Source organism: Amycolatopsis sp. cmx-4-83, from assembly GCF_046548815.1.
GTDB classification, from domain to species: domain Bacteria; phylum Actinomycetota; class Actinomycetes; order Mycobacteriales; family Pseudonocardiaceae; genus Amycolatopsis; species Amycolatopsis pretoriensis_A.
Genome location: NZ_JAEBEF010000027.1, coordinates 1 through 2,060 on the forward strand (window position 1 = coordinate 1; position 2,060 = coordinate 2,060).

Annotated in this window: 1 rRNA gene; it reads left to right on the forward strand. The window is 55.9% G+C overall.

What is annotated here, in order from left to right:
• Positions 1-120: 120 nt before the first annotated feature.
• Positions 121-2,060 (forward strand): 23S ribosomal RNA (locus ACLJQM_RS48140); the annotation flags it as partial.

Genomic DNA, 2,060 nt, shown 5'->3' on the forward strand with positions numbered 1-2,060 from the left:
TGTTCACTGTGCACACTGTTGGGTCCTGAGGCAACACGCCTCAGGGCGTCACAGCCCTGGAACGCTGTTTGTTTCTGGTGTGGTGTTTGAGAACTGTAGAGTGGATGCGAGCATCTTTGTGGTCAAGTTGTTAAGGGCACATGGTGGATGTCTTGGCTTCAGGAGCCGATGAAGGACGTAGGAGGCTGCGATAAGCCTCGGGGAGCTGTCAACCGAGCTGTGATCCGAGGATTTCCGAATGGGGAAACCCAGCACCAGTGATGTGGTGTTACCCGCACCTGAATATATAGGGTGTGTGGAGGGAACGCGGGGAAGTGAAACATCTCAGTACCCGTAGGAAGAGAAAACAACCGTGATTCCGTGAGTAGTGGCGAGCGAAAGCGGAAGAGGCTAAACCGTGCATATGTCAAGCTGTCAGGCGTTGTATGTGCGGTGTTGTGGGACCCAGCGTCGAGGATCTGACAGTCCTCGGAATGATCGCGCGTGTTAGTGGAACGCCTTGGGATGGGCGGCCGGAGTGGGTGAGAGCCCCGTACGCGAAAACATGTCGTTGATTGTTTGTTTGGTGTTCCCGAGTAGCAGCGAGCTCGTGGAATTTGCTGTGAATCTGCCGGGACCACCCGGTAAGCCTAAATACTTCCTGAAGACCGATAGCGGACGAGTACCGTGAGGGAAAGATGAAAAGTACCCCGGGAGGGGAGTGAAAGAGTACCTGAAACCGTGTGCCTACAAGCCGTCAGAGCCTTGAGGGTGATGGCGTGCCTTTTGAAGAATGAGCCTGCGAGTTAGTGCTGCGTGGCGAGGTTAACCCGTGTGGGGTAGCCGTAGCGAAAGCGAGTCTGAATAGGGCGAATGTAGTCGCGTGGTCTAGACCCGAAGCGGAGTGATCTACCCATGGCCAGGGTGAAGCGACGGTAAGACGTCGTGGAGGCCCGAACCCACTTAGGTTGAAAACTGAGGGGATGAGCTGTGGGTAGGGGTGAAAGGCCAATCAAACTCCGTGATAGCTGGTTCTCCCCGAAATGCATTTAGGTGCAGCGTCACGTGTTTCTCTGCGGGGGTAGAGCTACTGGATGGTCTAGGGGCCTTACCGGGTTACCGAAATCAACCAAACTCCGAATACCGTAGTGTGAGAGCGTGGCAGTGAGACGGCGGGGGATAAGCTTCGTCGTCGAGAGGGAAACAGCCCAGAACACCAGCTAAGGCCCCTAAGTGTGTGCTCAGTGGGAAAGGATGTGGGATTGCCCAGACAACCAGGAGGTTGGCTTAGAAGCAGCCACCCTTGAAAGAGTGCGTAATAGCTCACTGGTCAAGTGGTCCTGCGCCGACAATGTAGCGGGGCTTAAGCACACCGCCGAAGCTGTGTCATTCATGCAATACATCGGCTTCACTCCTTGAGGGTGTTGTCTAGTGGTGTGGATGGGTAGGGGAGCGTCCTGCATCCAGGGAAGCGGCGGCGGAAGCCAGTCGTGGAGGGTGTGGGAGTGAGAATGCAGGCATGAGTAGCGAATGCAGAGTGAGAAACTCTGCCGCCGGATGACCAAGGGTTCCTGGGCCAGGCTAATCCGCCCAGGGTAAGTCGGGACCTAAGGCGAGGCCGACAGGCGTAGTCGATGGACAACGGGTTGATATTCCCGTACCCGAGCATGTGCGCCCATGACGAGGCGTTTGATACTAACCACCCAAAGCCATGGACTGAAGTCTTCGGATGGAGGTTTGTGTGTGGAGCGTGGGACCTGATTTCGTAGTAGTCAAGCGATGGGGTGACGCAGGAAGGTAGCTCCGCCAGGCGATGGTTGTCCTGGTGTAAGCGTGTAGGCCGGAACATAGGCAAATCCGTGTTCCATGAGGCTGAGACGTGATGCGTAGCCGTTTGAGGCGAAGTAGAGTGATCCTATGCTGCCGAGAAAAGCCTCTAGTGAGTGCATGCACGGCCCGTACCCCAAACCAACACAGGTGGTCAGGTAGAGAATACCAAGGCGATCGGGTGAACTGTGGTTAAGGAACTCGGCAAAATGCCCCCGTAACTTCGGGAGAAGGGGGGCCAAACATCCTGAAGC